Consider the following 26,273-nt stretch of genomic DNA (forward strand, 5'->3'; position numbering starts at 1 on the left):
CACAGCAAGAGGTGGTGTGTTTGGATGTGTGGAAGCATCTGAGGGTTGGGGGCTTATGAAGTGACTGTGACCTGCATCAATGCGAGTTTTAGAGATGGTGATCTTTCTTTAGAATTTGGGTTTAACAGGGACAATCGTTTTCGGCTTGTGTTTGTTAGCTCATTGCTGATACCGTTACCGTTAACGGAAAGTTTCTTTTGCTTTTCGGATTGGTCGAAGATGACAGTGTTAACAAAGGAGTAATGATGAAGCGGATAGGCTCTGCAATCGGTGTGGCAGCATTGATCGGCGTGTTCGCCCTGACCGGGTGCGGTGGAGGGTCATCCTCCAACAGTGCGAATGCAATGTACACGTGGATCTCCAACGAATCTGACCGTGCACAGTGGCAGGCGTTCGTCGACGGTGTCAAAGAATCAGATCCCGAATTCAACCTCGAAATGGAAGGCCCGTCGTTCCAAGACTACTGGACAAAAGTCAAAACCCGAATGAGTGCTTCAGACGCACCATGCATTTTGACCACTCAGGCCGCACGCGCACAGGAGCTGAAGGAACTGCTCGCTCCCCTCGATGAGTTGGTCGCCAGCAATAACGTTGATATGAGCGCCTACAACGAAGCAATGCTCAAGGGACTTACCGTTGATGGGAAGCTTCGCGCGATTCCTTATGACGCAGCGCCGCTGATCCTGTACTACAACAAGGACCTGTTCGACCAGGCCGGTCTTGAACATCCAGGAAAGAACTACACGTGGGATCAGTTCGTTGCGGATGCAAAGGCATTGACGAATGGTGATGTCTATGGAGTGTCCATTCCGCCCATCTTCCAGACGCCAGCTTCGATTGTCTACGCCAATGGTGGGGCCGTCGTGGAAAACGGAGAGCTCAAGCTTACTGAGCAGACCACAGTCGATTCTATTCAGGACGTTTTTGACCTTGCCGCTAAACACAAAGTGATGAAAGCGCCGCTGGCTGCAGATGCTGAAGATATCCAACTACAGACCTTCCGTGCCGGCAAAGCTGCAATGATTATTGATGGCCCATGGGTTTATGACTCGCTCGTCAGCACCGAGGGACTGTCAGTAGGAATGGCAGTCGTTCCATCGCGCAGTGGAGAGTCGATTGGCATGGTGCAGGGATCAGGGTTCGGAATTTCTGAAAAATGCGCTGATAAAGAGACAGCCTTCCAGAACATCATGAAGATGACCACTCCGGATGTGATGCGCTATGTTGCTCGGTCGCACGGAAACGTTCCCGCCATTGACGCAGCATTCGACGGTTGGGCAGAAGGCAAGGATCCGAACGATGTCGAGATCGTCAAGTACATGACCGAAAATGCCAAGACCTACGAAACAACGGAGAACTGGCAGCAACTTGAAGTCGAGTTCACACAAAACGTATCAAACGGCTACACCGGCGAGAAATCTGCACAGGAAATTCTCACTTCATTAGAGAACTCCATTAAGTAACGGGTAGATTCATGGCTACTCAACTCACAAAGACTCGGGTCCCTGCCAAGGTCCCGAAGGGAACATCACGGTGGGATCCAAAGGCGTTTCCGTATCTGGCGCCTGGAATGACGGGGTTCTTCCTCTTCATCGTTCTGCCTTTGGTGTTCTCGCTGATTATCTCGCTTTTTGACTGGCAGCTTTACGGTTCTCCCACCTTCGTTGGTGTCAGCAACTACGTGAATCTGCTCAATGGGTCAGATCCTGCATTCTTTCGGGTCCTGTTGAATACGGCGATCTTCGCCATTTTCTACACGACTCTTAACCTGATTGTCTCCACACTAGTGGCCGTATGGCTCCAGAGTGTGGGAGGCCGTCTGGCAGGTTTCTTCCGCGTCATCTTCTTTATTCCCGTTGTGACACCGATGGTGGCCAACGCACTGGTGTGGCGCCTGATGCTGGATGAACATGGGGTGGTGAACTCCTTCCTGGGGGTTCTCGGAATCTCCGGACCGGCATGGCTCGCGTCCGAAACCTGGGCAATGGTTGCACTTGTCATGATGTCGTTGTGGCAGGTCGTGGGATACAACATCGTGGTTCTCGGTGCGGGGCTGAACAACATCAACCCCTCGGTGCTGGAGGCCGCTCGCGTGGACGGTACGGGGCCTGTCCAACGCTTCACGAAAGTGATCTTCCCGCTACTGTCGCCGGCACTGTTTTTCTGTACTGTCATGACGCTCATCGGTGCGTTCAAGATTTTCGCTCAGCCATACATGCTGACTAAGGGCGGGCCTGGAAACTCAACCACAACGATTGTCCTTTACCTGTACAACCAGGGATTCAGCTACGACAAGTTGGGATACGCCTCAGCTATTGCCTGGGTCCTCTTCGTCATCGTCATGTTGATTACCGCTGTGCAGTTTGCGGGACAGAAAAAGTGGGTGAATTATGATCAGTGAGAAGCGCATGACTATCGGCAGGGTACGCATCAGCAGGATTGTTTCGATCATCTGTCTGTTTATCGTCGGTGCAATCTTTGTTTTCCCGTTTATCTGGATGTTCGCGAGCGCCCTCAAACCTACTGCTGAAATATTCAGCTCTGGAGGATCGCTGTTCGGCTCACGAATCGCATGGGAGAACTTTTCGCTGGTCTTCACGGCAGTGCCATTCCTGCGGATTATTCTGAACACCTTCTTTGTTGCAGGTATTGGTGCTCTGATCGCATGCACAGTATCGGTGCTGTCCGCTTACGCGTTTTCACGCATCGAATTCAAAGGTCGCTTTCAGTTGTTCGCCGCATACCTAGCGACGCTGGTACTGCCTATGGAGGTTCTGGTTATCCCTCTGTATATTGGTGCCAATCAGCTGGGATTAGTCGATACTTACGTGGCGCTGATTATGCCGTTCGCATTCGGAGCGTTCGGAACCTTCATGCTGCGTCAGTTTCTCCTCTCCCTTCCTCGTGACTACGAGGAAGCTGCGAGGATCGACGGAGCCGGACAACTGCGAATCCTCGTGTCGGTGATTGTGCCGCTGTTGAGGGGTCCACTGTCAATTGTGGCCGCTTTCGCATTCATTGACTACTGGAACAACTTCCTGTGGCCATTGATCGTCATCAACAGTTCGGACAAGGCCACGATCCCACTGGGCCTCCAGATGTTCAGCGGCGAACGCGGAACGGACTGGGGTGCGCTCATGGCGGCGGCCAGTGTGTCGGTGCTCGCATCGCTGGTGATCGTCATCGTGATGCAAAAGCAGCTGGCACGCGGAATTAACTTGGGCGGCTTCGGCGGCCGATAGGAGAGATACTCATAATGTCAGGAAAGGACAACATGGACTGGTCAGATCTGGAGCGGCCCACACCGCAGTGGTTCAAGAACGCCAAGCTTGGCATTTTCGTTCACTGGGGGGTGTATTCACTTCCCGCATGGGCGGAGCCCACGGCAGAACTGGGAACTGTCGAGGATCCACTGGAGTGGTTCACCCACAATCCCTACGCGGAGTGGTACTACAACACGATCCGTATCCCCGGCTCGCCTGCAGCTGAACACCACAGGAAGGAGTGGGGCGGCTGTGACTATGACGACCTGCTGGATCAGTGGCACATGGACTCTTTTGACGCCTCCGAACTAATGGAGCTGTTCAAGGAATCAGGCGCTGACTACGTCGTACTGACGACCAAACATCACGACGGCATCACCTTATGGGACGCTGTGGGGACAGGAGACCGCAACACGGTTAAGCGCGGACCGCACCAGGATCTGGTCGGAGCCTACGCTGACGCTGCACGCAAGGCCGGATTGCGATTCGGCACATACTATTCCGGTGGCCTTGACTGGCATGTGCGACCATTCCCGCCTCATACGACACACGAATCAGTCAACGAAGGGGATCGTCCTCGTGATGAGGAATACGCCAAGTACGCGGCCGCGCATATTGATGAGCTGGTTGAGCGCTACCATCCGGACGTGCTGTGGAACGACATCAACTATCCCGATGCGGCAAAGAACACGACCGAACCATACGGACTTGGTCAGCTTTTTGCCCGCTACTACGAAGCCTGCCCTGAAGGCGTCGTCAATGACAGGTGGAAGGTGCCGCACTGCGACTATGTCACCAGCGAGTATCAGATGAACCTTGACAATGAGGACCTGGGTATCTGGGAAAACTGCCGCGGACTCGGATTGTCATTCGGTTACAACCAGGTTGAAGGCCCTGAAAACGGACCGCATCCGCGTACCTTGCTGCACACGATCGTTGACGCAGCAGTGCGTGACGGACGAATCCTGCTTGGCGTTGGCCCCAAGGCGGACGGAACCATTCCCGAGTGGCAGGCAGATTCACTGCGGGCGATCGGCCGATGGATGCAGGTTGCACATCCGATACTGGCTGGAATTGACCATCGTGGATCGGCGACTGCGTCCGCGTCTGATGGTGCATGGGCAGAAGTGGGATCAGACGGAACCACCGAGTTCCTCTTCGCTGCTCCGGAAGATCCGACAGTGGACAGCGCCGAATTCGATGTCGAGCTGACTGACGCTTCAGTCGCAACGGTTGTCCCGGTCCAGGGAGTACGCGTGGATCAGGACGGCACATGCCTGCACATTTCGTGCGAGGCGGGCTGGGCAGGGCCGGCGATTATTGAATTGAGCAAGTAGCGCCTACCGCTCCGCTGCAGCGAATAGTTGCACTGCGCACTGAGGGGGGAAGGAACAGCTGTTCCTTCCCCCTCAACGCGTGAGGAACTCACATCACGCTCTACCGATCGGCATGGCGACGGCGATTCGCCGACACTCCCATCACAAGAAGAGCGAAGAGACTGCTCAGCATCAGCAGGGAAGCAGTGTGCGCTCCCGTTTGTGCCAGCCCTGAAGCAGAGCCGTGCGACGACGTGATGCGACCAGTCGGATCAGACGCTGACGTCTGGCCGGCGCCGGGGGTGTTGACAGTCAAAGTCACAGGCACGTCACGGCTCTCCGTTTTGACGCCGTCACCCAAAGCCAATGCGTTCAGACGATCCCTGTTTTCCCTTGACCCGCAGCCAGAACGGTGTGACCAGCTAGAATCTCTTCCGTAGTGAGGCTCTGCGCAGTTTTGACCACGCGATGATCAGAATCGAGCCAGACTTCCACCGCGTCAGGATAGTTTTGCAGCGATGTTGAACCGCGTTGGTAATCACCCCATCGAGAGGTGTAGACAGTGATTGCATCGGAAGCAAGAGCCTGCGTGTTGACTGAAGAAATCGGTGCCGTCCAGTCCGAGGCAGAGACACTGCCCTTCAGTGTGACGTCGGTGATGGAGGCTAGCTTGTTGTGATCCATCACCAAGGACATTGCAGGCGCACCGGGAAGCGAGCTCTTGACGATTCCTTCAGAAGGATCCACACCCATGCCACGGGAAGATCCGGAGTTGTTGATGTCAAAGGCATCGCCATTTACTGCTGCCTTGATGTCATCTGTTACTTGAGACATTTCAACCAGGGTGGCCGTGTCGGCGGCAATACCTGAATCGAGGTAGTCCAGTGATACCTCAGGATTGATCAAGTCGACGTCGAGAACTGCGCCCTGCTGCCACCCTCGTGGTTAAAGGCGCTCGAACTCAGTCAGCATGATTCCCGGTCCAACCTGTGTTTCTTCCTGTCGGATCACGCTGGCTTGACCGCTCATTGTCAGGTCAAGGTATCCGGATGCCGCAGCATCTGCGGAAGATTCGGCATACGCAGCGAAAATCGGATGGGAGCCGATCCCGATCCCTGCGATCGCCAACATCGACGCAAGCAACATGGTTGCCACGCGTGATGCATTTCGGAGCATCTTCTTGATTCTTCCTCTTACATAGCCGTGAAGCTTGCCGGAAAATTGCGCACGGCTCGATAGCGGCAACGTATTCGTGAATAAGGTCGCGTACTGTGCTGATGGGCAATAGTGCTGGCGCTGAATGTGAAGCTGCGCAGCGGTCAACCATCGTGGCGGGCTTCAATAATCACCATGGCACCTGATCGCGGTCGTAAGGTGATCGGACCGTGACGGGAAAGTGACGCCCTATCCAACTCATCCGCGGTGATGTCAAGCGGAACGGCAGCGATAGCTTCGAACTGAAGTGTTCTGGTTGTGTTCTTACCGGTTGCTGGTTGAAATGCACACCTGTTGATACAGGACAACGCCCAAGACTGAACCAAGGGATATATGAGAACACCAGGAGCTTGGAATCATAAGGTAACGAGCCCACACGACCTAATGAAATTGTGAAACCTGCTTCAGCATTCTCGCGCCAGCCCGACCGCCCGCCCTCATCGCCATTACTCTTAGTGATGTGAATAGCGATCGTTCCAGTTCGGTCGAGCTACCGGAGACTTGGCGGGCATGCTGGTGGCCAATCTACAATCTGTTGCGGCGATGGGGATGCCAAGCTGCGCCCTACTAGCGCGAGATGCGTTCGTGATAAATTGTTTGTTAAGAACTACGGAGTATTTATACGAAGGCTTCTGGGGCTGATGGGTGCGAAAAATAGGGCCTGCTGCCTGGCGTGCCGGCTGAAATGTTGCCCAAAACCAAGCTGTCAGGCTGATGAGATGTACTGAAAATCTGCGACGCTCCTAGAGGCTGCTCTCCTGCGACGACGTGGCCACGCGCAGACATCCGACACGTGCTTTCGACCTAGGTGCAGCGCCGGTCTAAGTCAGACACAGCACAATGAACTGTGGCTGTTAGCCGGCAACTACCTAGGCGCGCACTTGCTGTGGTTCTTTGCCGTGTTTGGGACTGATTCGTTTAGTCGCAAAATCGTCAGTTAGGCAGGAAGATCAGCAATGAACAACTTAAGTCCCTCGGCTGGAGACTTCAGAACAAGAAGTGGAACCAGGCCCACGACACTTGACAATCTTGCTTGCTTCGTTCCTATTGCCCGCCCATTCCTGTTGTTGCGAATCCTTTGACAATCTGACGTTGGAAAATCATAAATACGATGACAAGAGGCAAGGCGCCTATGACAGCACTAGCCATCCCCTGAGCGTATTGCACGCCATAGGCGTTCTTGACAGTACCCAGACCAACGGGGATCGTCATGAGGTCAGGCGAGTTCGTAATGATAAATGGCCAAAGGAAATTGTTCCAGCATCCAATAAAAACAAAGATGGCCACGGCTACAACAATCGAGCGAGATAGCGGAAGAACCACAGAAGTGAGAATCTTGAAGTTCGAGGCACCATCTAGACGGGCAGCTTCCTCTAGCTCTACGGGCAGCTGATCGAAGAAGTTCTTCATCACGATAACCATTAACGGTGCCACCACTTGTGGCAACGCAACACCTGCCAAGGTGTCTGACAGTCGCATAAACCTCATCTGTTCGAATAGCGGAACAATGAGGATCTGTGGCGGAACCATGATCGCAGCAACTGTCAACGCGAAGAATATCTTTCTACCCGGAAAGTCATGACGAGAAAACACGTACGCTGCTGGAACAGAAACAAGAAGCGTAATGAGGGTGACGGCTGCAGAAACGATGAAGGAATTCCACAACCATAATGGAATATCACCTGCTTTAAACACCGCTATGTAGTTTTCAAAAGTCCATCCTTGCGAAGGCCAGAACTGAAGGGGTGCCGCAGAGGCATCGGTTTCCTTTTTGAAAGACATCTGAAGCGCAAAAAGAATTGGTATGGCCCATGCCAAAGCGGCAATTGCTAGTGCTGCAAAAGCAGAAATTTGCGCTGCCGCAGAATTTCCCAGTGTTAAGGAACGCGCCTTAGAGTTTTCAGAAGACTTAACCAAGCGGGGAGAACGACGCGTCGATGACGTCTGAGATAAATCGTTCATACCATTTTTGTTAGCAGTTTGGGTAGTGCTCATCGTTGCTCCTCTGGTTTGTGATTAACGATGGTGATTTGAATGATTGACACAAGCACGATCAGAGCAAAGAAAACATAAGAAACAGCTGAAGCGTACCCGACGCGGTATCCGCTGAAGCCGACATCATATATGTACTGAATAATCGAACGTGTCGCACCATCTGGTCCACCAGCGGTCATCAGGAAAATCTGATCGAAGACTTTAAGCGATGCAAGAATCTGCAATAGGACGATCATGATTGTTGTCGACTTCATAAGGGGCAGTGTCACTGAGATCAAACGTCTCCATGATCCAGCGCCGTCAACTTGCGCTGCTTCGTAGATTTGATCGGGTATGTTTTGCAGTGCTGACAGGTATAGGAGGAAATTGAATCCTATGGTCCACCACACGGTCGTAAGGGCAATTGACCACATTGCCACTTGGTTGTCGCTGAGCCAGCCGATTTGATCAATTCCCAGATGCTGTAAAAGCCCGTTGATAAATCCAAAGTCATTTGCATACATCACTCCCCACATCGCGGTAACGACAGATACCGGCAGGAGGTACGGAGCGAAGAATGTGAGTCTCCAGAGCCATTGGCCAGGTAAACCTGTGACAACGAGGTAAGCGAGGATGAAGGAGAGCATCACCAGAGGGATGGTCGAAATGAGGGTGAAAAAGATAGTATTACCAAGGCTGGACCACATTTCGGCGCTTGTGAGGGTTTCAATATAATTCTGAAGACCTACGAACTTAACGTTTCGTGAGGCTAGCGATTGGTTCGTGAAGCTCATCCAAATTCCCCAGATAATAGGAGTAATCAGGAAAAGAGTAAATACGACCATATACGGAAGTGCGAACCAAACTGTTCCGCGGGAAGCTAGTTTTGATTGTGTTTTCATGACGATCTTTACTCGGTTGGATTAGGTTGCTGGGCAATTGACGATGCGGTCTCAAGCATTTGCTCGATTACTCGTTTTGGCTCGGTGGTGCCTCGGAATCCTTCAATCAGGTGTTGGCACATGCGATTTTGGAAGTCAGTTCCTGCCCCGGCATACCAGACAGGTGGATCAAAGATCACGGTCTGTGCTGCATCTGCATATTGATTTTGCAGCTCTAGTTTCTGATAGTCCGGCTTTTCCTGAGAAGGCAGATATCCAGGAATGTGGCCGGCTTTGCCCCAGCGGTCGCCCAACTTCAGCATTGCTGCAACGAATTCATAGGTCTTTTGGCGAAGATCGTCAGTCATGCGGCGATTAGTCGGCAAAACGTAGGTATGCGAGTCGGCGTAGTTGGCAGGTTGACCAAACATAGTGGGAGTCGGTGAGGCTGCAAGCGCAGGTACGTTTTCAATGAATCCGTTTAACTCCCAAACCCCGGAGAAAATCAGAGCATTCCTGCCTCCGTTAAAAGCAGATAAAGCTCCGCCATAGTCTTGGTCTTTTGCCATGCACTTGCCGTCCATCCACATGTGAACGGCCTCAACTACTTGGGCCGCTTTGTCAATGTCCAGCTGTGCCCGCTGTCCGGCAGAAAAATCATATCCACCACCGGTTTGGTTATAAAGTCCCCAGAAAAGACGCCATGCTTGCGCAGTGTCGAGTTGGAAACCGAACGCCACGCCCGGGCCACCGATAACCTCACCCAGTTTGACGCCGACTTCATAAAAGGCCTCGGCTGAATCGACCTTGAGTCGTCCATCGGAGCCGAGCACACCGGCCTTGTCTGCGACATCCTGGTCGTAGAAAGTAATAAAAGGATGGGTGTCGAGAGGAATAGCGAACTGCTTGCCTTCGTATGTTCCTGCGCCAAATAGCGCATCAGTAAAGTACTCCGGACCTACGTCAAATTCTTGAAACAGCTTCATGTCCCACGGCTCAATAAGGCCTCCAGGTGCGAAACCAGGCATGCGCGAAACGTGCATGATCGCAGTGCTAGGTGGTGCGCCAGAAGCCGATGCCATCGCCAACTTGGTGTAATAAGGGTTTCCCCAGCTGAGAGTAGTGGGAGCAACGAATAGGCCAGGATGTTCTTGGACGATTGACTCGATCATCGCGCGCGTATTCGCGCCATCCGCTCCGCTGAACAAGTCCCACACGCTCACCGTTACTTTCTGCGATGCTGAAGACGAGCAACCAGAAAGACCGGATGTTAAGCCGAGTGCACTAAGACCCAAACCGAACAAGCCTAAAGCGGAACCCTTTATAAAAGAGCGCCGTGAGATTCCACTGCTAGAAAGCATATTGTCCTGATCATCCACGGCCAAACATGCCACCTTCCTGATCAACGTTGATTGGCGGAAAAAGCTGCAATGGGATTGCAGATTGAATTCTCACGTGAGAGTATGGCACTTGACTGCAGTGAGGTCAAATGAAACAGCACCGAGGAGAGTCTGAATGTCGCTCATTGATGAGCGCCTAGAGAACCAGGAGTACCTGCCCTAAAGTGAAAAGAGCAACCATCAAAGACGTGGCAGCGCGCGCAGGTGTGTCGTGGAAAACGGTATCGAATGTCATGCACGGAAGACCATGCGTCAGCCCTGACACCAAAGATCGAGTAATGGCCGCAGTGAAAGATCTCAACTACATTCCGAATTTTTCCGCGCGCGATATTAGAGGTCATGCCACCAGAAGAATAGGGCTTGTAATACCACATTTGACTAACCCATATTTCGCAAGGTTGGCAGAAAAGTTTCATATCATTGCAAATCAAGCAGATTATACTATAGAAATTGAATTGAGTGGACAACATGGTGAAATAGAGCGTCGCTATGTGTTAGGCCAATTATCACGATCAATAGATGCCTTGATTATTTCTCCAACTTTACCCGATACGACGAAGCGTCTAGTAAAACGAGATGATATGCCGGTTGTTCTTCTAGGCGAAGCAGTTACCGATCGTGGGGCAATGCATCACGTATCGATTGACAACGTGGCTAGTGCTGCTGAACTGACAAGGCATCTAATCGGAAAGAACACGCAGAGAGTTGTTTTCTTAGGGGCTCAACATGGTGCGTCGTCCACCGGATCTGAACGCCTCATAGGCGTCGCCGCCGAGTTGGACAAAGCGCAGATTTCTCCTGATAGGAGGTTGTTCGTCTCCAGTGCGGAATGGAGTCGCGAAGAGGGATATCGGTTGACAAAACAATTGATCCAGTCCGAAAAATCCCTGGGGAAAGTTGGAGATGTCGTTATTGGAGGAAATGATCTTCTTGCCCTGGGTGCTATGGATGCATTTCGTGAACAACGCATTCGGGTCGGTGAGACAGTGCGTGTAGCCGGGTGGGACAATATTCCAGAGAGTGAAAGCTCGTTGCCCTCACTTACTACTATTTCTCCTGATTTGGACTCCCTTGCACGTCTTGCATTGTTTCTGGCAGTTGGTGATGACCGATTTCTGGAGAGGGCAAGTTATAGCTCGGTTACTACTGTGGGGCCTGGCATTTCTTTTGTGGTTCAACATGAAATGATCATTAGAGAATCATCGTGAGATAGCTAAAGAATTTCACAATTTGCCGATTGAAATATGAGAGGAATTTGAAATGGTGAATAAGCAGGCTGAGAAAAAAACATCTCTGGATGACGTGCGTGAAAGAGCAAGAAAATTGGCCGCACTCCTAGATGGGCCCGCAGATAAGGAGAGTGGGTCATGTAAGCCTGAACACCCTAGACCTCAGTTTGCTCGGAAGAATTGGGTCAATCTCAATGGTCAATGGGAATTTGAGGTTGACCCTGGAGACTCTGGCCGTGAGCGGGGTTTGCTGGATCGGCAGTTAGCTGATTCTATCGAAGTCCCATTTGCGCCTGAGTCGAAAATGTCGGGAATTGAAAACACTGATTTCTTGAACGCGGTCTGGTATAGAAAAACGCTGACAGTTCCATCCGAATGGAAAGACGATGATATCCGACCGGTTTTGCATTTCGGAGCGGTCGATCACGATACGACGGTTTGGGTTAACGGAGTCGAGGTGGCACGGCATCGGGGCGGCTTTACACCATTCGACGCAGACTTGGATGGTGTGGTTGGTGCCGGTGAAGAGGCGACTGTTGTTGTTCGAGCTCGCGACTTACGCGGCATGCCTCAGGCTCGCGGAAAGCAGGCTACGTGGTATGACTCGACACACTGCCAATACACGCGTACGACAGGAATTTGGCAGACTGTTTGGCTGGAAGGCGTCCCGCGGGAGCATATTAAGTCAGTTAAGGTGTTTCCGAATATGGGAACGCAGAGCTTTGAAGTGACAGCTTCGGTTTCGAGGAGCGTATGTGATGGTCAACTGAAGGTCGTTGTGAGTGAGCCTGAGGGAGACTTTGTCGCGTCGGCCCACGTAGCAGTTGGGAAGGATCTATCTCCAAAAGTCGTAGTGGAGATTCCTGCTGAAAAAGTTCGTATATGGGGACCGGGAGATCCAGAACTATACCGACTGACGATACTGCTGGCAAACGAGGACGGATCGATCAGGGATGAAATTTCGTCGTATTGCGGTCTTCGTTCTATCTCAATTAAGGGCAACGAGTTCCGGATAAATGGGAAGAAGATTTTCCAGAGACTGGTCCTGGACCAGGGATATTGGCCAGATTCCTTGATGACTGCACCGAGTGATGATGCAATTGTCGAAGATATTCAACTGGCTCTTTCTGCCGGGTTTAACGGTGCGCGGCTTCATCAAAAGGTTTTCGAAGAGCGCATGATGTTTTGGGCCGATATGTACGGCTATCTTCTCTGGGGAGAATTCGGAGACTGGGGAGTTTCTGGTCGAGGACCTCTTGGATACAATCAGGAGCCTACTGCGTCGTTCGTTACGCAATGGATTGAAACACTTAACCGGGATATTTCACACCCAAGTATCATCGGATGGTGCCCATTAAATGAGACGCACCAAGTGCTGCATGATCACATCACAGTGCTGGATGATGTCACGCAGGGAATGTACTGGGCCACAAAGCTGGCAGATCCGACTCGCCCCGTGCTTGATGCATCCGGGTATTCGCATAGAGTCCGCAGCGCAGATATCTATGATTCGCATTCTTATGAGCAAGATCCTGCAGCGTTTAAACGTGAACAAGCAGGTTTGAAAGACGGAAAACCGTATGTCAATCGAGTGGTCTTGGAAGACAACACGATGCCCTTTGCAGATGGGCGTTTTTCGATTGATTACGACGGCCAGCCCTTCTTCGTGTCGGAATTTGGCGGCATCTGGTGGAATGAGGAAGAGGCAAGAAATCGACGAGGAAACAACGATCAAGCTGAATCGTGGGGCTACGGAGATAGGGTGAACAGTCTGGAGGAGTTTTACGAACGATTCGAGGGATTAGTACAAGTTCTCAGCTGCGACAGCAACATGTTTGGGTACTGCTACACCCAGCTGACAGATGTTTTCCAAGAGAAAAACGGAATCGTCAATTTCGATCGCACGCCCAAATTCGATCATGAAAAGCTGCGTGCCATTCAAGAAAGAACGGCAGCATATGAAAAAGAGTGAGGCCACCGGAACCTTTGAGGTTATAGGACATTTTCTGTTGCTTTTGAGTTCCATGCGTTGTGGTGGGCGTATCGGGGGACGATCAGTGCCCTGTACTGGAGTGTCCTAGATTTCGCTCTGCTCCTTATGGGGATGCCTGGATGGTGGCACGGCGCTGAGTACATTTTCATGATTGGACGGTGTCCATCTTCGGATTGGTCAGATGACACGCGACCAAGGAGTTTTCCCGGATTGGTCCTCAGCCGGGAAGGTAACATGAACGTGACAGTTCGCAACCCAAAGCCACTACTGAGCCTGCCCGCATGTCCACTGCGCATGGCCAACAAGGGGAGCCCGACATGAGCATGCATCATCTTGCAGGCGTTCTCGTGCTGGCAGGCGGAACCGCAGCCCGCATGGGTGGAGTGTCCAAACCGGACGTGATGGTCGCGGGAAAGAGGCTTCTCGATCATGCGCTTGCCGAAATCAGCCGCACCGCCCCTCGCGCACGCATCGTCGTCGTGGCGCCCCCCGAAGTGTCAGTGCCGCCCAGCGTCATTCGCATACTCGAGGATCCGCCTTTTGGCGGGCCGCTGGCCGGTTATGCTGCGGGATTCCATGCGCTCACGATTGACGAGGGCGCCCTCGTGGCATTCATGACGTGTGATGCACCACTGTCGGCGCGATTATTCCCGGCGCTGCTAGAAGCGTTCGAAGCAGAATCATGCGACGGTGCAGTACCGGTTCAGCACACGCCAGAAGGCGACATTCTGCAACTCACCCAGGGAATCTATCGATCCGAATTCCTGCAAGATGTCATGCGCGATCACGTGCGCAACAAGTCCTTGCGGCGAGCGTTTTCAGATGCGCATCTTGTCGGCGTACCGGATCAGTCGCAATGCGGGTTTGACGTGGACACGTGGGAAGAAGTCGCAACGCTCGAAGAATACCTGCTTTCCGATGACGGGCGGGAGGCGCGGTCTGATCTTTGATGCCGAGCAGACTGCCTTAGTTGTGCGCAAAGAGTTCGCTGATCTGCGCTGCTAAACTAGGCTCCTTACACTAGGTGCATTGCGGAGGAGGTTTCTTGAGCATCGCATTGAATATGCCACTGATGCAGGCACGTCTTGATCCGGCAAAGCGCCCGGATGTTCCCGTGTTACTCGATCAGTTTGGGCGAGTCGCCAAAGATCTACGCATCTCGGTAACTGACAGGTGTAATTTGCGATGCCAGTACTGCATGCCTGCAGAAGGTGTGGAGTTTTCTTCCCCTGACCGAATCCTCACAGATGATGAAATCAAACGGATGATCCATATTGGCGTTCAGCAGTGCGGAATAGAAAAAATACGCTTCACCGGCGGCGAGCCGTTGATGCGCCGCAGCCTGGAAGAACTTGTGTCATACGCGGCGAGTTTGTGTACCTGGAAAGGGACGCGGCCAGATCTATCCATGACGACCAATGGTCTGGGCCTAACGCACCGAGCTGAAGCTCTGGCGCGCGCCGGCCTTCAGCGAGTCAACATTTCAATGGATTCGGCGACTCGCCAGGGCTATCGCATGATGACCCGACGGGACCGATTCGATGATGCGGTTCAGGGAGCTGCTGCGGCTGCCCAGGCCGGCCTTCGTCCAGTCAAGTTGAACGCGCTGCTGATGCCGGGTGTGAACGAGGATCAGGCGCCAGAGCTGCTTCGGCACGCGCTGCGTAACGGATACGAACTGCGTTTTATCGAATTCATGCCACTTGGACCGCGTGGATCGTGGAAGTGCGAAGATATGATCACTCGCGACGACATTCTGGACACATTGCGCCCACACTTTGATTTGGCTCATCGGCCCGATCGGGAACGAGGAGCCTCCCCGGCAGAAGAGTGGGATGTGATGTCAGGTGCCGATCACCCAGGCGGCAGATTCGGCATCATTGCGTCAGTGACACGACCTTTCTGTGGCGAATGTGACCGCACACGCCTGACCGCAGATGGGAATATCCGAACCTGTCTTTTTGCCCGCTCAGAAACTGATGTGCGCACGATGATGCGCACAGGCGCCACCGACGAGGACATCGCGCAGACGTGGCGACTTGCCATGTGGGGTAAACAACCGGGTCACGGGATCAATGACCCAGACTTCTTGAAACCGCGCCGCCCCATGAGCGCGATCGGAGGATAAATGACTCGAGCTCACGTCACGTATTTCGCTGGTGCAGCAGAAGCAGCTGGCACGCGCACCGAAACCGTTGACGTGCCGCAGTCAATAGACGCGGCCGAATTGCGGGCCTGCTTAGCCGTAGGAAAGTCAGTGCATTTTGCAGACCTCGTCGGGGTGTGTGCTCTGATTATCGACGGTCAGACCATCAGCGAGGCGGAGCGTTGTCAGCTCGGAGACAACATTCAGATCGAAGTGCTGCCACCATTTGCCGGCGGATAATTCTGACTCCGCGCCACGGGCGCAGCTGTTGGCACACGCACGCCGTCAGGATTCCGGTAGCTCAAGACTTCGCGCCACGTGCGCAGCTGTTGGATAGAGCGAGGACGGGACCTGTGCGTCACGCGCGCAGCCTTCGCACCCTACGTTCCCTACGCGCTGCCTGTCCACTCGTGTGAGCCGTCGACAAACTCCTGCTTTTTCCACACCGGCAACTCGGCTTTGACCTGTTCAACCGCACTTTCCAGCAGGGCGAACGCCTCGCGCCGGTGCGCCGCCGACGCCGCAGCCGCAAACGCCACGTCACCCACCTCAAGGTGACCGTAGCGATGCTGAACCGCCAGCTTGATCGCACCTGACCCGTGCGCACATCTTCGGGCAATCCGTTCAATCACTATGCCGGCATCGGGATGCGCTTCATAGTCAATCGACACCACGCCCTTGCCGTCATCATGGTTGCGCACCCGGCCATCAAAAAGAACCACGGCACCTGCTTGAGAATCGCGCACCGCTTCCTGCAACGCGGTCACATCGATAGGCTGATCCGTGACTTCTGCGATCACAACGCGCGCATCTGAACCGTCGCTGACCCCGCGGCTCTGGATCGCATGGGTGGCACGCTGATGAGCCGACTGGCCGATCTGCTCGGCGGGCGCCGTGTGGTCAGCGTCAGCAAGTTGCTCGGTGATGTGCGAGATCAGCGGGCCGACTACGGCCACAGCATCGCGCACTCCGCCCGTTGACCCAGGAGCGTTGACAACGAAAGCGCGCCGCCCCTCACACTCGATGACGCCTGACACCCCGCGTGACAACGCGGCAGCTGGAACCTCCGGATTGGAACGCAAAGCCGCCTCGACGCCCTCGGCCCGCTTCGACAACAGTGGCATGGTCGCCTCGGGAGTGACGTCACGCGTGGAAAAGCCTGTGCCGCCCGTGGTGAACACGACGTTGGCTCCGCCGGCAACAGCATCCCTGATCGCGGCGGTAATTGCGTCAGCGTCGTCAGGGACGATGACCACACCGCTGACTTGCGCATATTCGCTCAGCAATTTCTGTGCGAGCGGCCCGGAACGGTCGGTTCGCACTCCGGCCGCAGACCTGTCAGATATCGTGACCACCGCAACATGAGGCATGAAGGCAATCATACTCACGCGCCTCGAAGAGGCCAACAACCCGTCCGTCGGGCACCGCCGCTCCGCGTTTTCTTACGCGCATGTCCGAGGGCGACTGGTCTGACACGGTAAGCGTTGCAGCGCCAGCTCATCAGCAATTCGACTCGCGTACAGTAGGTGGGTGATGATCACACCGCTTGGACGAGCCGGCACGGCACTGACCGACGAACAACGCGAACGCTATGCGCGCCCGATGTTGCTCGACGGCATGGGAGAAGAAGGCCAGCGCCGACTGCTGGGCACGTCGGTTTTGGTGATCGGGGCCGGAGGGCTCGGCTCGCCGGTGCTGATGTATCTGGCAGGTGCCGGCATTGGTCACATCGGCATCGTGGATTCCGATGTACTGGATACGTCGAATCTGCATCGCCAGGTCATTCACTCCATGAGCGAGCTCGGACAAGCGAAAACAGACAGTGCAGCGCGACGGATCGCTGATCTCAATCCGGACGTGGACGTGACGTGTTACCACCTGCGCCTGACGGCTGAAAATGTTGATGACCTGTTCGAGTCATTCGACATCATTGTTGACGCCACGGACAATTTCGCCACCCGTTACCTCATCGACGCGGCGGCCACACGCTTGGGTAAACCTGAAGTGTGGGGATCCGTGCTGGGAGCTGCCGGGCAAGTCTCAACCTTCTGGAGCGGTCCTGCTGCGCGTACAGCGGGCGTACCCGTCGAGGTTCGCCTCACTGACCTGTATGCGTGCGCGCCGCGAGAAGACGTGGTCCCAGAGGGAGCGAGCTCGCCTGTCATCGGTCCGATCACCGGGATGGTCGGATCCCTTATGGTAGGAGAGGTGACTAAACTTGCCGCCGGATACGGGCAGCTCCTGCTGGGACGTGTCGCGTTCATCGACACAGCTGCGGGGCAACTACGGGACATGACATTTAAGCGGCGGACTTCAACGCGCATCTCCGGTCACCCGGAGTAAGCCTGAAATGCCGTAAGGAACCGCACGCGCAGAAGAAAGGAACAAGCAGATGAAAGACGTTGCCGATCATTATCGCGACGTGGTGGCCTTGGGCGAGCCTCTTCCGGAAAGTACTGTTCCCATCGACGAAGCTCTGGGGCGAGTTCTGGTTGAGGACATCCGCGCACGCTTCGCCGTCCCACCGTTCACAAACTCCGCGATGGACGGTTTTGCCGTGCGTGCTGACGAGGTACGCGAGGGCCACGCACTGCGTGTCTCAGACGATATTCCCGCCGGCCGCACTGATATTCCAGTTCTTCCCGCGTGCTGCGCCATACGCATCATGACAGGTGCGCCGATGCCGGAGGGCGCCGACGCGGTGATCCCGGTTGAAAACACACAGGACGCCGGAGCCAACATGGCGCCAGATCCGCCCGCCCGGATTGTTCCAACCGCGACAGTTCCTGCAGGCGCAAATGTGCGCAGACGCGGTGAGGACATCAACGAGGGCGACCTGCTCTATCCTTCAGGAACGCACCTGACCGCAGCTCACCTGTCCGCCCTCGTCTCTGTGGGATACGGGCAGGTGGCGGTACGTTCACAGGTGCGTGTCGGAGTGATCACGACGGGGGAGGAGCTGCGCGAGGCTGGAGCTGACCTTGCCCTCGGACAGATCCCGGACTCCAACTCAATCCTGCTGGCAGGCATGGTCCGTGAAGCCGGTGCGGTGCCGTTGGTCCGCGCATTCCACGCCGATACAGTGGAAGATTTCATGAGGGATCTGCAGGATATCCTCGACCAGGTTGACCTGCTCATCACGGCAGGCGGCGTTTCGGCCGGCGCGTTTGACGTGGTCAAAGCCGCTTTGCGGGCATACGGCGTGGAGTTCGTGAAGGTGGGGATGCAGCCGGGTAAGCCCCAGGGATGTGGTGTGCTCGAGCCTGCGGGTCATTCTGCGCGCCGCATCCCGATTCTGTGCCTGCCTGGCAATCCCGTCAGCGTTTTCGTCTCCTGGCACCTGTTTGCCGTGCCGCTGATGCGCGCGCTCGCCGGTGAGCCTCCCGTCGATTTTGATGCACTGTTTACCACGGTTCGCGCAGGTACCGGTTGGTCACGCAAACCTGGCCGCGTACAGTTTCTGCCGGTCACTGCCCGCGAGCGGAAAGTTACGATTGGGGAGTGCAACAGGGACGAGCGTGGCACTGTCGCACCTGATGGCGTGCTGATCTACCCGTCCAGCCACGGCGGCTCGAAGTCTCATTTTGTGGCCTCCCTTGCCGGTGCAGCCGCTCTGGCGCGCGTGCCGGCTGAACGTGCGAAGGTGGAGGCTGGCGATCTGGTTGATGTGATGTGGTTAGGGAGGGCGCGATGAAACTGACGCATCTGAATGAAGACGGCAGTGCTTTCATGGTGGACGTCACCGCCAAGAAGCCAACCGTTCGAGAAGCAACAGCTATTGGCGAGGTTGAGTGCTCACCGAAGATCATGCAGACGCTACGCGACGGAACCGTCCCCAAGGGCGATGTGCTGGCAGTGGCGCGCATTGCGGGAATCGCGGCGGCAAAGAAGGTGCCTGACTTGCTGCCGTTGGCTCATGTCATCGGCGTGCACGGCTGCGAAGTGGATCTTGAACTGGGCGCGGACCGGGTGCTGATTCGCGCAACGGTCCGAACTGCAGATCGCACGGGAGTGGAGATGGAGGCGCTTACCGCTGTTTCGGTGGCCGCATTGGCGATTATTGACATGGTGAAAGGCGTTGATCGTTCAGCCAGAATCACCAACTGCCAGATCATCCACAAGGCTGGCGGGCGGTCGGGCGACTGGTATCGCCCCGGATTTGAGCCTGACGCTGGCTGAACGATAGTCGCTGGGTCGTGCGCCAGGCAGCTAGCCGCTGACCCGATGGACGTTCAAGCAATGGCCGGACGCCAGTTGGCTGGGTAATGGAGGGTCCAACGCCCCGGCTGGATGCTCAGGAAGCGGAGTCGACCGATTCTGCACGATCGACACGGCCGTGGCGAATCAGCACGTTGAAATCAGCGAGCTGTTCGGCATCCTCTGGATCATGCGTTACCAGCACGCCGGTAAAGGGAGAGGTGCGCATGCGGCGTTCCAGCTCAGTGCGCACCGACTGCGCTGACCGCTCATCCAGCCCGGCCATTGGCTCATCGAGCAGCACAATGTCCGGATCCAACGCCATGGCGCGGGCAATGGCAGCCCGCTGAGCCTGGCCTCCCGACAGCTGCGTGGAACGACGATCCGCCAGTCCATCCATTCGCACCGCCCGCAGCTCAGCCATTGCGCGCCTGCGTGCATCGGCGCGCGACGCTCCGCACGAACCCAACCCGAACTCCACGTTCTTGAGCACACTCATATGTGGGAACAGCAACGGTTTTTGCTGCAGTAGGACGATCCTGGGTGACGGCTGCGAGAACGTGACTCCACCGCTGGACGCAGTCACTGTGCCAGAAATCAGCCCCAGCAGCGTCGATTTGCCTGAACCGTTCGGCCCCATGACGGCCGTCATCTGACCGCCGGGAATGTGCACCTTCAGCATTACTCCACGTTGAGCCACTTCCGCATCTACATCGATGTCCGTGCTCGATGAGGGACGCGCAGCAGTGGCAGTGGTCGAATCCACCTTGGAGTGGTCAACGCTGTCCGTCTTGTTTTCGTCGGGAAGGGGAGTGTCGAGGGCATCCTCGTCAATTCGCTGCGCGTGATCGCTGTATGGTTTCCGCTCGGTTGCAGGGCGGACACCGGGAAGGTGCACAGCGAGGAGATTCGCTCCGAACAGAATGACGATTGCCATGGTGAGAAGGACGACTGACAGGGCGAGCGCTTCTTCTGTGGAGGACTGACGCTGCAGGTAAATGGCGAGCGGCATGGTTTGGGTGGTGCCCTGCAGCGAGCCTGCGAATGTGATCGTCGCACCGAATTCGCCCAGCGCGCGAGAGAATGACATGGCAGCTGCTGACAGGATCGACGGGAACATGACGGGCAAGGTGACGTGGAAGAACGTACGGGTACGCGAGGCGCCGAGCGCGCGGGCGGCTTCGTCGTATTCGTTTCCACGGGTGCGGATCGCACCCTCAAGAGAGGAGATGAGGAACGGCATGGCGACGAAGGTCTGCGCCATGACAACCGCGATGGAGGTGAAGCCGATTTCGATGCCGATCACCGACAGGTGCTGGCCGAGCAGGCCACGCCGCCCCCAGGTGAGCAGCAGCGCCAAGCCAGCCACCACCGGCGGCAACATCATCGGCAGGGTGACGATTGTGCGCAGCAACCGCGTCCACCACACATCCGGCAGATTCGCCAGGACGAATGCGAGGGGAACGCCCAGACACACGCACAGCGCGACCGATACTCCGCACGTTTTCAGTGACAGCCAGAGGGCATCCTGAGAAATATCAGTGGAAATGAAGCGGCCAAAATCAGTCCACGGCGTCTGAACAAAGATCGTGAGCAGCGGGAATACCAGGAACAGTGCGGCCAGGATCCCCGGTGCCGTCAGCCACGGCGCGTATTTCAGTTTCACGAATGCCCCTTACGTGAGTGTGGCCCGCCGAAGCGGGTCACACATGGATGTCGGTATGTACTGCTTACTTCGTAGTCGGAGCAGTGAATCCGTAGGCGTCGAGGACCTGCTGACCCTTGTCGGAGAGGATGAAGTCGATGAACGCCTGTCCGCCTTCCTTGTTCTTCGCACTCTTCATCAGAGCCACGCGGTAATCGTTGACAACCTGATCGGCATTCTCGATCTCAATGACGTCAACCTTGTCTGATGACATGGCATCGGTCTTGTACACGAGTCCGGCATCAGCTTCACCGGTTTCAACCTTGGCGAGCGTGTCGCCTACGTTCTGCTCCTCGGACACGGCCTGGAAAGTGACGCCGTTCTTTTCAGCCAGAGTCTTGGTGGCGTTGCCGCATGGGACGCCCTCGGCGCACACCACGAGCTTCTTACCTTCGAGCGCCTCGGTAGTGAAGCCTTCGACCTGGCCGGGGTTGCCCTTGGGAACCACCATGACCAGCGTGTTGGTGGCGTAGGAGGCATCAGCTTCGACGTCGCCATTTTCAGCGGCCTTGTCCATGTTCTTTTGGTCGGCGGTGAACAATGCGTCGGCGGGGGAGCCCTGGTGAATCTGGTCGACCAGGTTCTGCGAGCCGTCAAAGCTGAACGTCACTTTCGAGCCTGGGTTCTCCGCCTCGAACGCTTCACCGAGTTCGGTGAAGGACTTCGTCAGAGATTTTGCGGCGAAAATAGTGATGTCACCGTAGTTCTGACCCTCTGACGCGGAAGCGGCCTCGGAGCTTTGCGAAGTTTCTGACTGAAGGGCAGCTGCGGGTTCGGACTGCTCAGATTCTGTTGAGCCGCCACCGGAGCATCCTGCCAGTGCACATGCTGCCGTTGCCAGCAGCGCAAAGCTGGTACCAAATTTGCGAAGCATTGTTCATCCTTTCATTGCGGCATGGCCGCGAGCGAGTTACTTGACGATCGCGACGTTCGTTGCTTTGATCTGCGCACGCGCGATGACGCCAGGTTTCAAATCGAGGTCTCGTACTGCCTCGGTTGAAATCAGTGACACGACTCGAAAGGGGCCACACTGCATGACGACCTGGCTCATGACTTTGTCTGATTCGACTTCCAGAACCAGGCCTTTGAGTAGGTTACGGCTCGACGCCGTGTGGCTACCTGACAGGTTGTTAGTGGACATCAAATAACGCGCCAACGACTCGCCCGTGATCTCACGGGGTGACGAGCCTTCGGCTGATTCGATGCGTCCATCGTCAATCCATCGACGGATCGTGTCGTCAGAGACTCCCAACAGCTCTGACACTTCCGAGATACGATAATTCATCTTCATCATCCTATCGGGTAATAGCGGAACTATCTCGTCACTAATGCCGCATTTGCGGAAGTGGTACGGCAAACCCCCGCATTGCGGGACTCTACAGGCTAGACGACCATGCGGCTCAGATGCCGCGCAACTGCGTGCGCACGTCCTCAGGGAAGGTTCCCCACACGTCGCGAGGAATCGCGGCATCAAAGGGGTGCGCCATGCGGAATGTGCACAGCGCGCACAGAGCGCCCTCCGACGCGGGATGCAAGTTGTGGCATTTTGTGCATGGCGTCAGGTCAGTCTGCTCGCGTCGCTGTTCGTCAGCTTCGAAAGGTGCGAGAAGCGCCGCGCCCTGCTCGTCCTGAGTGGTGTGCGCGGGACAGTAATGGACAGCGACCTGGCATGCCGGACACAGCGCCGAAAAATCGTGGAACGCCTGAGAGGCATCGATGCCTGCGGACTGGTTGACCTGACAGTGAACGACCTGAGCCGAACACGTCGAACAGCGCAGCATGTGCACCCGGTCGGTATCGGCGAATACCGCGGGCCGGACGATGGCGCGCTGGTCAGCCAACTCATGGAAAGCTTCGAAGCTTCTCCACTCGTTGCTTGCTGAGATTGTCAGCGCCGAATCCGAGGGCACAGGAAGCAGGGCACGTCGGGGCATCTGCACGTGTGCCATCCAAGTGACACGTGGACGATGGGCTGCGCGTCGGGGAGTCTTATAGGCGCCGAGCAGGTCACCGAAAATGTTGCGCAAATGCTTCAAAGTATCCTGGCACTGCGATGGGTGCTCCGAACAGGGGACGAAGTGAACAGCCTCGGCACCTTGGACCAGCAGCTGTGCTGTATCAGAAGCGGTCACGGTGTGTAGGCAGCTATCCCACACCAGGGCCGCATCTCCAGAGCTGATCGGGGGAACCGCCTCCTGGTCACACACCAGCACCAGGCGGTGCGCCGGATCGAAGGCGCCGAGCCACCGCAGCACCGCCTGCATCGCGCTCATGAGATGTCGGTTTCGCTGGAAGTCGCCTGGCCTGGATCCGCGTGCACGGCAAAATCGGCGAGCGCCACGCTTTCCTTGAGCATCCCAGTGAGCAGAAGAGCCGCCGCACGATACGTCGCAGTTGCGCACTGTGTGCGGATCCCGTGAATGACACGCGCTGCAAGTGGGCCCAGGTGGTGATCGAGAAAATCGCCGAGACTGTGAGCCTGCTGCGCGCATGCGGCGGCTTCGCGCGTGCGCCACGCCAGGGCAAGAGCAGTCGCCAGGTGCCCGGCGAAGGCGATCTCCACGCCCACGTGATCAAGAGGCACATCGCGCAACATGACGGTCGGGAATTCGTGGCGGGCATATAAAGCGTCGAGGTCTGCGCACGCATTACGCTGCGCCAGCCCCGCAGCGCGTTCCGTCATCGGGATAGGGCCGCCAAAGCCCAGAACCAGCAGATACTCATCGCGAATCTGGCGGGCATTCTCATCGGCAGCGGCAAGTTGTCGCGCCGCTTCCAGTGAGTCGTCATCTCGCAGCGGCCACAACCGCAGCATCTCGGGGTTCGCAACGTTATGCAGAACGCCTGTCTCGGGTGTGGATGCGAAGAGCATCGACAAAACAGAGGCGACTGTGCCCACTCGTGTGCCCCGGCTGATCACATCGGATGCGTCAGGCGCGCTCAACGGATCGAAAGCGGTCATCACAGGTCGCTCAGCCAACTGTGTGAGGCGGAGTGCGACGGTGCCGGCTGAATCTTCACCGGCACCGGGCCACCGCTTCGCTGTGCGTCCTGGCATGCAGTCAGGTCGCCCTCGTGCAGGGCAGTCTCATCCGGCACATAGCGTTCGAGAGGATGACCGTCATCTTCAAGAGCCTGTTTCCACTGCTCGAGCGTGCCACCGGTCAGCTCGATCAGGCCGCGTACCCAACGTGTCCGGGCAAGCTCGACCGCACTTTCCAGCATCTGAGGCGCCCACTGTAGCAGGTGCGTGTACGTAAAAGATGCGGCAAGGACGAGGGCGTCTTCTGCCTGATCACTGTCGCCCTGTTCAAGGTGATCGAGTACGACCAGCAGCGCTTTTGATATGAAGTCGAGCTCAAGACCGATGTGGTCATCGGGTTCTTTGCCCAGTCGTGGCGCCTCATAGCCCAGAGCCGCGTAATACTGACGCACCTGCAAAGTCTCCACGCCAAAGATCAGGCCGTCAGTGCCGCGGTGAACAGACTCGTAGGGTGGGATCTGTGCACGCGCGGAGATGCCGTAGAGCGCATCCTGATCCGACCAACGCGAATACTCATCTTCGTTACAGCTGGTACGCAGCAGGTCAATACCCGTTGCTGAAGCGCCGCTGGCAGGTAGCGGCCAGTCGCTGAGCATGCCTTGAATGCTGCGTGCCGTCGTGTCGCGCGCCGGCACGCGGTGCAGAGCGCCAAGTACGGAAAAGGCGGCGCTGAAAGCGTCGAGTGAATCAGTATCAAGCATCAGTGTCTTATCGTGGATGAATCAGCGTGTCGGATACGTCATGTTATCCGAAGACGGTGTTGATTCCGACTCGGACGAGCCCTTCGTAGTGCAGACCGCGGCCGAGTAGCTCGGTCAGAACGGCCAGGACGAAAGCTCCGGCAAGCAGCCACACCAGCGGCTTGGACGGGCTGGTTGCCTTTTCCAGTTGTTTGCGCACAACCAGCACAATCAGCACGACCACAACGGCCAGTGACACCAGGCGCATTGCGAGGTATCCGTGTGAGGCAATGTGGTGAGCGACGGTGCGTTCCACTTCGCTGCCTAATCCCAGAGACGTCATGTAGAAGGGGTAGGCGACCATCAGGACGATCCCGGCAATGGCTGCGATCGCGGTGGACAGGCGCATGGAACGCTGCGCAAGTGTCACGGTTTCATCGGAGAGCTGGCCGTCAGGGAACACGCCACGTTTGACGATATCCAGCACCTTGGTCACCAGGCCTGTCTTCTTGCCGGCGCGAGCCTGTGGCGCTGGCTGCGTGGCTGAAGAATTCGGTGAAGCGTCGGTGATGGGTGAGTCGCCTTCGTCAATGAGGACGGACGAAGTGCCGGCGTAAGCACCTGCACGAGCTGGCTCGCGGACTTGCTTGCGTGCGGGGGCGGCGTTGCCGGACTGCATACTCCATGCGATGAACAAGGCTAGCGCAACAGCGAGGGAGCCGGTAAAGAACGCTGAGGAGAAGAAGGAAACCCACGTGAAGATGTTGTGCCAGGCGGGAACCGTTTCGGTGAAGTAGTAGACACCCGTCATAGAGATGATCAGAGCCAGACCGGCAAGTGCGGTCAGTCCTGCGAGGGTGTCGCGGGCAGTGCGGCTGAGGATGTTGAACCATTGAGCGATCGCGAAACAGGCGCCGAGACCGGCGTACAGAACCCCGGAGATGAGTTCGCGCGAGAGCCACGAGGATCCGATATGGAGCAGTGTGAAGGGCGCATGGAAGGGATCATTGAGGTGGAAGAACGCCGCGAAGAAACCGAAAAGCAACAGCGGGCCGGCCGCATACATGCCGGCATTCGTGATGCGGTCAATCGTGGTGTTACTCATGCCTGAGCGCCGTCCGATCAACTGAATGAGGCCGAGAATCCAGAATGCTCCGACCGACATTTGAGCCACGACAGTAAATATGATCATGGGGAGTTCGCCGATGTGCATGATGCTCCTTCGTGCCGA

Annotated in this window: 26 protein-coding genes; 12 read left to right on the forward strand and 14 right to left on the reverse strand. The window is 56.1% G+C overall.

Going from position 1 to position 26,273, the window contains the following annotated elements; genetic code table 11:
• Nucleotides 1–242: 242 nt before the first annotated feature.
• The 4 genes from AC1DA5_RS00225 to AC1DA5_RS00240 are packed head-to-tail and all read left to right on the forward strand — an operon-like array spanning nt 243 to nt 4,600.
• Nucleotides 243–1,463 (forward strand): ABC transporter substrate-binding protein, encoded by a 1,221-nt coding sequence (locus tag AC1DA5_RS00225; protein ID WP_227469055.1) that lies wholly within the window; start codon nt 243–245, stop codon nt 1,461–1,463.
• A gap of 11 nt (nt 1,464–1,474) precedes the next feature.
• Nucleotides 1,475–2,401 (forward strand): carbohydrate ABC transporter permease, encoded by a 927-nt coding sequence (locus AC1DA5_RS00230; RefSeq protein ID WP_227469057.1) that lies wholly within the window; start codon nt 1,475–1,477, stop codon nt 2,399–2,401.
• Complete coding sequence (locus AC1DA5_RS00235; protein ID WP_058236281.1) at nt 2,391–3,242, forward strand: carbohydrate ABC transporter permease; 852 nt, start codon at nt 2,391–2,393, stop codon at nt 3,240–3,242. The genes AC1DA5_RS00230 and AC1DA5_RS00235 overlap by 11 nt, the downstream gene beginning before the upstream one ends.
• 14 nt (nt 3,243–3,256) lie before the next feature.
• A complete protein-coding gene (locus tag AC1DA5_RS00240) occupies nt 3,257–4,600 on the forward strand; it encodes an alpha-L-fucosidase (RefSeq protein WP_257525393.1) in 1,344 nt (447 codons plus the stop codon).
• 100 nt (nt 4,601–4,700) lie between these two features.
• Here AC1DA5_RS00240 and AC1DA5_RS00245 read toward each other — a convergent pair whose 3' ends face one another.
• The 6 genes from AC1DA5_RS00245 to AC1DA5_RS00270 all read right to left on the reverse strand — a co-directional run bounded on the left by AC1DA5_RS00245 (nt 4,701) and on the right by AC1DA5_RS00270 (nt 10,028).
• Nucleotides 4,701–4,907, reverse strand: coding sequence for a hypothetical protein (locus AC1DA5_RS00245; protein ID WP_157886325.1), 207 nt, complete (start codon nt 4,905–4,907; stop codon nt 4,701–4,703).
• 44 nt (nt 4,908–4,951) lie between these two features.
• Complete coding sequence (locus AC1DA5_RS00250; RefSeq protein ID WP_092648349.1) at nt 4,952–5,485, reverse strand: hypothetical protein; 534 nt, start codon at nt 5,483–5,485, stop codon at nt 4,952–4,954.
• A gap of 39 nt (nt 5,486–5,524) precedes the next feature.
• Nucleotides 5,525–5,755: a hypothetical protein gene (locus AC1DA5_RS00255; RefSeq protein WP_092648350.1), complete on the reverse strand. Its 231-nt coding sequence runs from the start codon at nt 5,753–5,755 to the stop codon at nt 5,525–5,527.
• Nucleotides 5,756–6,838: 1,083 nt separating this feature from the next.
• Nucleotides 6,839–7,789: a carbohydrate ABC transporter permease gene (locus AC1DA5_RS00260; RefSeq protein WP_480289019.1), complete on the reverse strand. Its 951-nt coding sequence runs from the start codon at nt 7,787–7,789 to the stop codon at nt 6,839–6,841.
• Entirely contained in the window at nt 7,786–8,670 is an 885-nt protein-coding gene (locus tag AC1DA5_RS00265) for a carbohydrate ABC transporter permease (protein ID WP_092648351.1), read from the reverse strand. Before AC1DA5_RS00265 ends, AC1DA5_RS00260 begins: the two co-directional genes overlap by 4 nt.
• Nucleotides 8,671–8,678: 8 nt before the next feature.
• Nucleotides 8,679–10,028 carry an ABC transporter substrate-binding protein gene (locus tag AC1DA5_RS00270; RefSeq protein ID WP_082628475.1) on the reverse strand — a complete coding sequence of 450 codons (1,350 nt, stop codon included), beginning with the start codon at nt 10,026–10,028 and terminating at the stop codon, nt 8,679–8,681.
• 185 nt (nt 10,029–10,213) lie between these two features.
• Between AC1DA5_RS00270 and AC1DA5_RS00275 the strand changes: the two genes are divergently transcribed.
• The 5 genes from AC1DA5_RS00275 to AC1DA5_RS00295 all read left to right on the forward strand — a co-directional run bounded on the left by AC1DA5_RS00275 (nt 10,214) and on the right by AC1DA5_RS00295 (nt 15,657).
• A complete protein-coding gene (locus AC1DA5_RS00275) occupies nt 10,214–11,257 on the forward strand; it encodes a LacI family DNA-binding transcriptional regulator (protein WP_074026145.1) in 1,044 nt (347 codons plus the stop codon).
• Between the two features lie 52 nt (nt 11,258–11,309).
• Nucleotides 11,310–13,250, forward strand: coding sequence for a glycoside hydrolase family 2 protein (locus tag AC1DA5_RS00280; RefSeq protein WP_082628476.1), 1,941 nt, complete (start codon nt 11,310–11,312; stop codon nt 13,248–13,250).
• A gap of 338 nt (nt 13,251–13,588) precedes the next feature.
• Nucleotides 13,589–14,221, forward strand: coding sequence for a molybdenum cofactor guanylyltransferase (gene mobA, locus AC1DA5_RS00285; RefSeq protein WP_257590389.1), 633 nt, complete (start codon nt 13,589–13,591; stop codon nt 14,219–14,221).
• A 95-nt stretch (nt 14,222–14,316) separates the two neighbouring features.
• Nucleotides 14,317–15,399 carry a GTP 3',8-cyclase MoaA gene (moaA, locus tag AC1DA5_RS00290; protein WP_257590390.1) on the forward strand — a complete coding sequence of 361 codons (1,083 nt, stop codon included), beginning with the start codon at nt 14,317–14,319 and terminating at the stop codon, nt 15,397–15,399.
• Entirely contained in the window at nt 15,400–15,657 is a 258-nt protein-coding gene (locus AC1DA5_RS00295) for a MoaD/ThiS family protein (protein WP_092648353.1), read from the forward strand.
• Nucleotides 15,658–15,806: 149 nt separating this feature from the next.
• Here AC1DA5_RS00295 and AC1DA5_RS00300 read toward each other — a convergent pair whose 3' ends face one another.
• On the reverse strand, nt 15,807–16,787 hold the full coding sequence (locus tag AC1DA5_RS00300; RefSeq protein ID WP_257590391.1) for a molybdenum cofactor biosynthesis protein MoaE: 981 nt from the start codon (nt 16,785–16,787) through the stop codon (nt 15,807–15,809).
• A 163-nt stretch (nt 16,788–16,950) separates the two neighbouring features.
• Between AC1DA5_RS00300 and AC1DA5_RS00305 the strand changes: the two genes are divergently transcribed.
• Genes AC1DA5_RS00305 through moaC form a run of 3 tightly spaced genes read left to right on the forward strand, consistent with a single transcriptional unit; the run spans nt 16,951 to nt 19,596 of the window.
• Nucleotides 16,951–17,760, forward strand: a complete 810-nt coding sequence (locus AC1DA5_RS00305) for a HesA/MoeB/ThiF family protein (protein ID WP_092648355.1) — start codon at nt 16,951–16,953, stop codon at nt 17,758–17,760.
• Between the two features lie 49 nt (nt 17,761–17,809).
• Nucleotides 17,810–19,111 carry a molybdopterin molybdotransferase MoeA gene (locus AC1DA5_RS00310; RefSeq protein ID WP_058236292.1) on the forward strand — a complete coding sequence of 434 codons (1,302 nt, stop codon included), beginning with the start codon at nt 17,810–17,812 and terminating at the stop codon, nt 19,109–19,111.
• Nucleotides 19,108–19,596: a cyclic pyranopterin monophosphate synthase MoaC gene (gene moaC, locus AC1DA5_RS00315; RefSeq protein WP_058236293.1), complete on the forward strand. Its 489-nt coding sequence runs from the start codon at nt 19,108–19,110 to the stop codon at nt 19,594–19,596. Before AC1DA5_RS00310 ends, moaC begins: the two co-directional genes overlap by 4 nt.
• A gap of 115 nt (nt 19,597–19,711) precedes the next feature.
• Here moaC and AC1DA5_RS00320 read toward each other — a convergent pair whose 3' ends face one another.
• The 7 genes from AC1DA5_RS00320 to AC1DA5_RS00350 form a co-directional block, all read right to left on the reverse strand.
• Complete coding sequence (locus tag AC1DA5_RS00320) at nt 19,712–21,280, reverse strand: ABC transporter permease (protein ID WP_092648356.1); 1,569 nt, start codon at nt 21,278–21,280, stop codon at nt 19,712–19,714.
• 64 nt (nt 21,281–21,344) lie between these two features.
• Nucleotides 21,345–22,193, reverse strand: a complete 849-nt coding sequence (modA, locus tag AC1DA5_RS00325; protein ID WP_092648357.1) for a molybdate ABC transporter substrate-binding protein — start codon at nt 22,191–22,193, stop codon at nt 21,345–21,347.
• Nucleotides 22,194–22,229: 36 nt separating this feature from the next.
• Entirely contained in the window at nt 22,230–22,604 is a 375-nt protein-coding gene (locus AC1DA5_RS00330) for a TOBE domain-containing protein (RefSeq protein WP_058236836.1), read from the reverse strand.
• A gap of 115 nt (nt 22,605–22,719) precedes the next feature.
• A complete protein-coding gene (locus tag AC1DA5_RS00335; protein WP_157886327.1) occupies nt 22,720–23,592 on the reverse strand; it encodes a hypothetical protein in 873 nt (290 codons plus the stop codon).
• Nucleotides 23,589–24,281, reverse strand: coding sequence for a TorD/DmsD family molecular chaperone (locus tag AC1DA5_RS00340; RefSeq protein WP_157886328.1), 693 nt, complete (start codon nt 24,279–24,281; stop codon nt 23,589–23,591). Before AC1DA5_RS00340 ends, AC1DA5_RS00335 begins: the two co-directional genes overlap by 4 nt.
• Nucleotides 24,281–25,063: a TorD/DmsD family molecular chaperone gene (locus tag AC1DA5_RS00345; protein WP_092648360.1), complete on the reverse strand. Its 783-nt coding sequence runs from the start codon at nt 25,061–25,063 to the stop codon at nt 24,281–24,283. Before AC1DA5_RS00345 ends, AC1DA5_RS00340 begins: the two co-directional genes overlap by 1 nt.
• 43 nt (nt 25,064–25,106) lie before the next feature.
• A complete protein-coding gene (locus AC1DA5_RS00350) occupies nt 25,107–26,255 on the reverse strand; it encodes a dimethyl sulfoxide reductase anchor subunit family protein (protein WP_257590392.1) in 1,149 nt (382 codons plus the stop codon).
• Nucleotides 26,256–26,273: the final 18 nt, after the last annotated feature.

The organism is Pauljensenia sp. C0254C2, assembly GCF_056583835.1.